Genomic DNA, 8,392 nt, shown 5'->3' with positions numbered 1-8,392 from the left:
ATGCGGTTGTCGGCCATCAGCTTGGCGGGCACCGCGCGGACACTGGTCGCGGTCGGCACGCTCAGCGAGGCGTCCATGTTCTTGGCGATCGCGGCGGCCGCGCCGCGCAGCTGCTTGGTCTCCGGCTCGCCTGCCTTGGCGGCGGCGGCGGTGGCGGCGGGCTTGGCGCTGGCCGGCCGGGGCTTCGCGGGAGCAGGTGGAGCCGGGGCCGCGGCGGCCTGCTTGGCCGGCGGCGAGGTGGTCGCGAGGGCCTGCCCGTTGCTCGGTCGCGGGGCCGGGGCCGTGGTGGTGGCCTGGCCTGCGGTGCCTGCGCCTTCCGGCTTCGCCGCCGGAGCCTGGGTCGGCTTGAAGTCGGAGAAGAAGTCATGCCAAGCGGCATCTACTGAAGAAGGGTCGGCGAGGAACTGGTCGTACATCTCCTCGACGAGCCATTCGTTGGGGCCGAACTGTGACGCAGGGCTGCTGCTGGACACGGCAGGGACTCGCCTCTATCCATCTCGATCTTGTTGTCCGCTAGTGCGCCTCCCAGGCTAACCCCCTCGCCATTCCGGATGTGATCGAAGTGGTGCATCTGCGTTGCAACTGAGTTTGGGATTGCTCACTTGATCGGTACAGCCGGCGTGTGGGGTGCTATGCGCGCGTGAGGCGGTGCGATGCACCGCGCCGGGCGGCGGCGCCGACCAGCGGCGCTTCACGCGGAGGCCGCCGGAAACGGTACATGGGTTTCGCTGGCTGAGTCACATCGGCGGCGCTCGCCGTCGGGCCCGGCCCGGCGGCGGGGGTAATCTGGCCGGTCGGAGGTGGCCCATGGACCTGGTGGCCGAACTGAGAGCGGTCGTCCCCGGCGACCGGGTGGTGGACGACCCCGGCATCGTCGAAAGCTACCTGCAGGACCACGCCGAATGGGCTCCCTACGGGCGGGCCGCCGCGGTGGTCCGGCCGCGCACCACCGAAGAGGTCCAGGCCGTGGTGCGGGTCGCCGCCCGGCTTCGCGTCCCGGTCGTTCCCCGTGGGGCGGGCACCGGGCTCTCGGGCGGCGCCAACGCGATCGACGGCTGCGTCATCCTGTCCTTCGAGTCGATGGACCGGGTTCTCGAGATCAACCGGCTGGAGCGGCTCGCGGTCGTGCAGCCCGGCATCGTCAACGACGATCTGCGCGCCGCCTGCGCGGTGCACGGCCTGTGGTACCCGCCGGACCCGGCGAGCGCGCCCTGGTCGACCATCGGCGGAAACGTGGCGACCAACGCCGGCGGGGTGTGCTGCGTGAAGTACGGCGTCACCCGCGACTACGTGCTCGGGCTGGAGGTGGTCACCGGGCGCGGCGACGTGGTGCGGCTCGGCCGCCGGACCGCCAAGGGCGTCGCCGGGTACGACCTGTGCGGGCTGATGGTCGGCTCCGAAGGCACCCTGGGCGTCATCACCGAGATCACCGTGCGGCTGCGGCCTTCCCGCGCGCCGGAACGCACCGTCGCCGGCTACTTCGACTCCATCGTGGCGGCGGGCGAGGCGGTCAGCGCGGTGTCCGCCTCCGGAGTCGTCCCGTCGGCACTGGAACTGGTCGACCGGCACTGCCTCGAGGCGGTGGACGCGTGGAAGAACATGGGCCTTTCGGCCGACGCGAACGTCGTGCTGCTCGGCCGCTGCGACACCCCGGGCCTCGCGGGTGAAGAGGAGGCCCAGGTCCTGCTGCGGTGCTTCGAGCAGGCCGGTGCCTCCTGGGCCGCGGTGTCGTCGGACGAGCAGGAGGCCGAGGCCCTGTTCGACGCGCGGCGCCTGGCGTATCCGGCGCTGGAACGGCTCGGACCGGTGCTCACCGAGGACGTGTGCGTGCCGAAGGCCCAGGTTCCCGAGATGCTCGCCCGCATCGAGAAAACCGCCGTCGCGCACGACACGCTCATCGCGAACATCGCGCACGCCGGGGACGGCAACCTGCACCCGTTGCTGATCACCCCGATCGGCGACGAGGACGCGAAACGGCGTGCCCAGGCCGCCTTCGAGGACATCATCGCCGACGCCGTCGAACTCGGCGGCACCGTCACCGGCGAGCACGGGGTCGGGCTGCTCAAGCGCGGCGGGCTGCGGCGGGAGGTGAGCCCCGGCGTGCTCGACCTGCACCGGGCCGTCAAGACCGCGCTCGATCCGCTCGGCATCCTCAACCCCGGCAAGGTTTTCGACTGAGGAGGGGACCCCTCACGGCAACCCGCAACCCCCCTTGCAGGCTCCGCACCCCGGCCGGAGGGACTGGGGCAAGCCGTGAAGGGTCCCTTCACAGTCGTATTTGCCGTGAAGGGACCCTTCACGGCCAACACTCACGCGACCTTGCCGGAGCCCTCACGGGAGACCCTGGGCCAGACCGGGTCAGTGGCCGGAGCCGGTGTACCAGAGCTGGGCGTAGTGTCCGCCGGCGGCGAGTAGCTCTTCGTGCGTGCCCTGCTCGACGACCCGGCCGCGGTCCAGCACCACGATCCGGTCGGCCTTGGCCGCGGTCGCCAGCCGGTGCGCGACCACGAACGTCGTGCGCCGCCGGGCCAGGTTCTCCGTGGCCCGCAGCACGGCGGCCTCGGTAGCCGGGTCGAGCGCGGCGGTCGCCTCGTCCAGCAGCAGCACGTCCGGGTCGACCAGTTCGGCGCGCGCCAGCGCGATCAGCTGCCGTTGTCCCGCCGACAGCGAGCGCCCCCGTTCCCCGACCGGCTGCCGGAACCCGGCGGGCAGCGCGGCCACCCCGTCCAGCGCGCCCACCGCACGCACCGCGGCCTCCACTTCCGCGTCCGTCGCCGAGGGACGGCCGTAGCGCACGTTGTCCGCGACCGTGCCGGTGAACAGGTGCGCCTCCTGCGGCACGACCCCCATCCGGTGCCGCAGCGCGGGCAGGTCGTAGTCCCGCACGTCCACCCCGTCGATGCTGACCTTGCCGCCGGTCGCGTCGTAGAACCGGGCGAGGAGCTTGACCACGGTCGACTTGCCCGCGCCCGTGGCGCCCACGAGCGCCACCGTCTCACCGGGGGTCACCTTGAGGAAGACATCCGCCAGGGCAAGGGAATCCGACCCCGCGTAGCCGAACTCCACGGCGTCGAAGGTGACCTCGCCCGCCAGGTGTTCCGGCACTGGAACGGGGTTCGCGGGCGGCGGTACCGACGACGGCGTGCGCAGCAGGTCGCCGATCCGGCGCAACCCCACCTTCGCCTGCTGGTAGCCGTCGAACACCGAGGAAAGCTGCTGGATCGGCGAGAAGAACAGGTTGAGGTAGAGCAGGAAGGCGAGCAGCACACCGACCGGCAGGCTCCCCGCCGCCACCCGGTTGGCCCCCGCGACCAGCACGATCGCCTCGGCCACGCCGGAGAGCATGGTGACGAACGGGAAGTAGGTGGCGACATAGCGCTGGGCCCGCAGCCGCGAGCGCCGGTACGCGTCGCTGCGCGAGGCGAACACTTCGGCCGAGCGTTCCTCACGGCTGTACGCCTGCGCGACCCGCAGGCCGCTGACGTTCTCCTGCATGTCGGCGTTGACCACGCTGACCCGTTCCCTGGCTTCGGTGTAGGCCGCGGTGGCGAGCCTGCGGAAGACCACCGTCGCGATGATCAGGATCGGCAGCACACTCAGCGCGTACGCGGCCAAGGAGGCGTCGGTGATCAGCAGGGCGGCGGAGATCCCGGTCAGCGTCAGCGCGCTGATCACCGCCTGGGCCAGTCCGGTCTGCAGGAACGTGGACAGGGCGTCCACGTCCGTCGTCATCCGCGTCATGATCTTGCCCGACAGTTCGCGCTCGTAGTAGTCGAGCCCGAGCCGCTGCAGGTGCGCGTAGCTGCGTACCCGCAGCGAGTACAGCACCGTTTCCCCGGCGCGCGCGGTGAGACGGGTCTGCACCGCGATCACCAGCCAGTCCAGGGTGATCACCGCGGCCCCGATGGCGGCCATGAGCCAGATCACCGATTCGACCCCGGGCCGGACCCCGTGGTCGACGCCCTGCTGGTACAGCGAGGGGAGCGCGATCGACGCCAGCGCGTCCAGCCCCACCAGCACGATCACCGCGGTGAGCAGGCCGCGCACCGGCCGGAGCAGCCGCCCGAGCCGGAAACCCGGGTCGGGCGCGGTCACGTCGGTGTCCCGCAGCGCGGGGGTGTCCGTGGCGGGAGGGAGTTTCCGCACGCCTTCGATGAGCTCTTCGGTGGGCGGCACGTCTATCGAGCCGGGTCTGCCCATACCGGCGCCCGCGGCGGGCGCCGCGGCACCGCGCAGCTGTGCCGATCCCGCCAGCTCGGCCGCCTCGTCCTGCTCGGCCGGTTCGGGCCACAGTTGCGGCGTGATCCCCGAGGACGGCTGAACCGCGCAGTCGCGCCGATGGACCTCTTCGACGCCCTCGCCGGGCCCGGAGACCAGCTCCCGGAACAGCTCACAGCGTTCTTCCAGCTCGGCCGCCGTGCCCACGTCGACGACGCGGCCCGCGTCGAGCACGGCGATGCGGTCGGCGAGCGCGAGCGTCGAGCGGCGATGCGCGACGAGCAGGGTGGTCCGGGTCGCGGTGACCGCCCGCAAGGTCTCGTGGATCGCGGCTTCGGTGACGGTGTCCACCGCGGAGGTGGCGTCGTCGAGGATGAGGATCCGCGGATCGGTGATCAGGGCCCTGGCCAGGCCGAGCCGCTGCCGCTGCCCACCGGACAGGGTCAGCCCCCGCTCGCCGACCTCGGTGTCGTAGCCGTCCGGCAGGTGCAGGATGAAGTCGTGGGCCTCGGCCGCCTTGGCCGCGGCGACGATCTCCTCTTCGCTCGCGTCGGGCCTGCCGTAGGCGATGTTGTCCCGGATCGAGGCGGAGAACAGGAACGCCTCCTCGAACACCACCCCGATCGCCTGGCGCAGTTCGGCGAGCTTCACCTCGCGCACGTCCTGGCCGCCGACTTCGACGGACCCGTCGTGCACGTCGTAGAAGCGGGGCAGCAGCAGGGAAATCGTCGACTTCCCCGAACCCGCCGTCCCGACCAGCGCCAGCGTTTCACCCGGTTTCGCCTCCAGGGACAGGCCGTTCAGCACCGGTTCGGACCGGGTGTAGCCGAACCGCACATCGGTCAGCCGGATGCCGAGCGGCCCCTCGGGCAGCGCACTGGCGTCCGGCGCGTCCCGCACCTCGGGCTGCGCGTCGATCAGCTCGTACACGCGGTCGGCACCCGCGCGGGTCAGCTGGGCCTGCACCACCATCGAGGAGAGCATGCGCGCCGGGCCGACCAGGCCGGACACGTAGCTGGCGAACGCCAGGAAGGTGCCCAGGCTGACCTCACCGCGCAGGGCGAGGATGCCACCGAACGCCAGCACCGCGACCTGCCCCGCCGCCGGCAGTGCCGAGGTGGTCGCGGCCGGCACGGCCGACAGCCGGGCGGCCCGCAGCCGCTCAGCGAACAGTCGCTTCGCCGCCGACTCCAGGCGCGCCACCTCGCGCGCCTCCTGCCCGAAGCCCTTGACCACCCGCACCCCGGTGACGGTTTCCTCGACGTGCTGGGCGAGGTCCGCGGCCCGCTGCTGCGCCGACCAGGTGGCCGGGAACAGCCGTTTGCGGGACGCGCCCGCGACGATCGCCACCGCGGGCACCACGATCAGGGCGATCAGCGTCAGCAGCGGCGACATCCACAGCATCGCCGCGAGCGAGAACACCGCGAAGATCACCGAACCGGCCGAGACCGGCACCATCATCAGCAGCGACACGACCAGCTGCAGATCGGTGATGGCGCGGGAGACCACCTGGCCGGTGCGCAGCGAGTCCTGCTTCCCACCGTCCAAACGGGACACCGCGCCGAACACGGCCCGGCGGAGGTCGTGCTGCACGTCCAGTGCCAGCCGGCCGCCGACGTAGCGGCGCACGAACGCGGTCCCGAACATCAGCACCTGGACCCCGACCAGACCACCGGCCAGCAGGCCCAGCCGGGCGGTGCTCCCGGTGACCGCGTCGTCCACGGCCGCCCGCACCAGCAGCGGGCTCCCCGCCTGGAAGCCCACGCTGATCACCGCCGCGGCCATCGAAAGCACCACGAGAACGGGATGCCGCCATGCCGCGGCGGAGAGTCTGCGGATCCAACCGGTCGGGGCTTCGGGGGCAGGCGCGGCAGTCGTCACCCAGCCAGGCTATGCGCCTTCGGTCAGGTGATGTCGCGTCGCTGGTTGGAAGCCCAGCCGGTGAGGAAGAACAGCATGGTCCAGGCGAAGAAGATCAGCGCCGAGGCCCACCAGGAGAAGGCGCCCGGCGCCCCTGCGAAGTACTGCAGGGTCCACTGGGCCTCTTCGTTAATACGGGGCAGCTTCACCCCGGCGGCCCCGAACGCCTCCGCGCCGATCGCGCCCACGATGCCGTTCATCGTGCCGTTGGGCAGCACGCCACCGAGCCAGGAGACCTTCCACAGGCCGTAGCTCACCAGAACCAGGACGTTCTCGAAGACCAGGAGGTAGATCGACAGCGTGATCACGCTGCCGACCACGCTCTTCCAGACCGCGCCGACGCCGATCCCGAACAGGGTGGCCAGCACCCCGGCCAGGACCGACGCGCCGATCACGCCCAGCCACTGCCCCGAGGTCGGCTGCCGCGCCTGGTCCACGCTCAGGGCGATACCGAGGCTCGCCACGGCCGCGATGACCAGGCCGTACAGCATTCCCCAGACGATGTAGGTGATCATCTTCGCGGTGAGCACCGAGCCGCGGTTCGGGGCGGTGAGGAAGGTCGTGGTGATCGTCTTCTTGCTGTACTCGCCCGCCAGGGCGTACACGCCGAAGATGACCGGGAAGACCAGGCCGATGTTGATGCCGTGCCCGATCGCGAGCAGGCCCATCGGGAGGTGGCCGATCTCGATGCCCAGGGCGTGGGCGATGTCCTGGGTCTCCTCGCTGTCGAGCACGTTGCCGACCTTGTTGGCGAAGGCACCCCAGCCCAGTGCGAACCCGAAGGCGAAGACGACCGCCGGGATCATCAGCCCCCACCAGCTCTTCGTGGTGAGCGTCTTGCGGAATTCCGCGATGATCAGCCTGCCCATGTCAGCGCTGGCCTCCCCAACCCTGCTGCGGCCCTGGCTGGCCTTGCGGCGGATAGCCGGGCGGGACCTGGTACTGCTGCGGTGTCTGTGGTGTCTGTGGTGTCTGCGGCGGGTAGCCGGGCGGCGGTGGCCCCCAGCCACCCTGCTGCGGCGCCTGCTGCTGGTACTGCGCCTGCTGGGGCGCGACCCCGAACTGCGGGGCGCCCGAGTACTGGCCCTGGGTGAGCTGGAAGAAGAGCCGCTCCAGATCGGCGCGCTCCTCTTCCATCCCGTAGACCGCCAGGCCCGACTTCGCGACCAGGTCACCCACCTGCTGCCGACTCGCGCCGTAGACCGCCACCCGGCCGTCCGGGGTGGCTTCGAGCTGGGCCACACCGGCCCCCTGCAGTGCCTTCACCAGCGCCGCCGCGTCGGCCGCCTGCACCAGCACCCGCGACTGCTGGCTGCTGCGGAGCTGTTCGAGCGAGCCGAAGTAGCGCGTCATGCCCTGGCTGATGATCACCACGTTGTCGATGGTCTGCTCAACCTCGGACAGCAGGTGGCTGGACACCAGCACCGTCCGGCCTTCACGCGCGTAGGCGCGCAGAAAGTTGCGCAGCCACAGGATGCCTTCGGGGTCCAGACCGTTCGCCGGCTCGTCGAGCACGAGGACCTGCGGGTTGCCGAGAAGTGCGGTCGCCAGCGCGAGACGCTGGCGCATACCGAGCGAGAACCCGCCCGGCTTGCGGTTCGCCGCCGAGGACAGACCGACCAGGGCGAGCACCTCGTCCGCCCGCTGATCCGGCACCCCGAGCGCCGCGGCGTACACGCGCAGGTGGTTCCGCGCGGTCCGCTTCGGGTGGAACCCTTCGTTCTCCAGCACCGTGCCCACCACCCGGGCGGGGTTGCCCAGCTGGTGATAGGGCAGGCCGTTGATCGTCGCGGTACCCGCGGTCGGGGTGACCAGGCCGAGAATCATCCGGAGCGTGGTCGTCTTGCCCGCGCCGTTCGGCCCGAGGAAGCCGGTGACCGAACCCGGTTCCACCATGAAACTCAGGTTCTGCACAGCGGGAACGGGGCCGAACGTCTTGCTGAGGTTCTGCACCACAATGCGGCCGCTGCCGTCGTTCTGCATCGCGTCCCCCCTGGTTCCGGCGAATGGGTGAAGATCAGCGCAGCGGACATCCTGCCTTATCGCCTCCCAAGGGGGGACCACCGGGCCGAAGGTCACTATGGGTGACTGAATCACCAGGTTGACGCACTAACCGTGAAGAAGTATTTCGGGCAAAACACGGGCCCCGATGCAGCGAACTCCGCCGCGAGCACCTAAGCTGATACGTGGCGGCCCGCTCCCAGTGACCCCCAGGCTGGTTGAGCGGGCCGCCCCTTGTTCGCCGGGGCTTTGC

The 8,392-nt window shown here is 71.0% G+C and carries 5 protein-coding genes; 1 reads left to right on the top strand and 4 read right to left on the bottom strand.

Annotated features, from left to right (window positions below):
• A partial coding sequence (locus FNH05_RS25575; RefSeq protein ID WP_425458489.1) for a 2-oxoglutarate dehydrogenase E1 subunit family protein occupies window positions 1-473 on the bottom strand: 473 nt, incomplete at its 3' end.
• 334 nt (window positions 474-807) lie between these two features.
• On the opposite strand from FNH05_RS25575, the gene FNH05_RS25570 reads away from it, so the two are divergent.
• Window positions 808-2,178: an FAD-binding oxidoreductase gene (locus FNH05_RS25570; RefSeq protein ID WP_144591259.1), complete on the top strand. Its 1,371-nt coding sequence runs from the start codon at window positions 808-810 to the stop codon at window positions 2,176-2,178.
• A gap of 180 nt (window positions 2,179-2,358) precedes the next feature.
• Here the strand turns inward: FNH05_RS25570 and FNH05_RS25565 are convergent, their stop codons facing one another.
• Genes FNH05_RS25565 through FNH05_RS25555 form a run of 3 tightly spaced genes read right to left on the bottom strand, consistent with a single transcriptional unit; the run spans window position 2,359 to window position 8,121 of the window.
• Window positions 2,359-6,099 carry an ABC transporter ATP-binding protein gene (locus FNH05_RS25565; protein ID WP_186382732.1) on the bottom strand — a complete coding sequence of 1,247 codons (3,741 nt, stop codon included), beginning with the start codon at window positions 6,097-6,099 and terminating at the stop codon, window positions 2,359-2,361.
• Between the two features lie 23 nt (window positions 6,100-6,122).
• A complete protein-coding gene (locus FNH05_RS25560) occupies window positions 6,123-7,007 on the bottom strand; it encodes an ABC transporter permease (protein WP_144591258.1) in 885 nt (294 codons plus the stop codon).
• A 1-nt stretch (window position 7,008) separates the two neighbouring features.
• Entirely contained in the window at window positions 7,009-8,121 is a 1,113-nt protein-coding gene (locus tag FNH05_RS25555) for an ABC transporter ATP-binding protein (RefSeq protein WP_144591257.1), read from the bottom strand.
• Between the last annotated feature and the right edge of the window lie 271 nt (window positions 8,122-8,392).

Origin of the sequence: Amycolatopsis rhizosphaerae, from assembly GCF_007713715.1 — a bacterium.
Lineage (GTDB): Bacteria > Actinomycetota > Actinomycetes > Mycobacteriales > Pseudonocardiaceae > Amycolatopsis_E > Amycolatopsis_E rhizosphaerae.
This window is presented reverse-complemented; position numbering and strand designations above follow the sequence as displayed.

Excerpts from the sequence above, each read along its gene's own strand:
- FNH05_RS25570 (WP_144591259.1), top strand. The coding sequence starts at position 808 with ATGGACCTGGTGGCCGAACTGAGAGCGGTCGTCCCCGGCGACCGGGTG.
- FNH05_RS25560 (WP_144591258.1), bottom strand. The coding sequence starts at position 7,007 with ATGGGCAGGCTGATCATCGCGGAATTCCGCAAGACGCTCACCACGAAG.
- FNH05_RS25555 (WP_144591257.1), bottom strand. The coding sequence starts at position 8,121 with ATGCAGAACGACGGCAGCGGCCGCATTGTGGTGCAGAACCTCAGCAAG.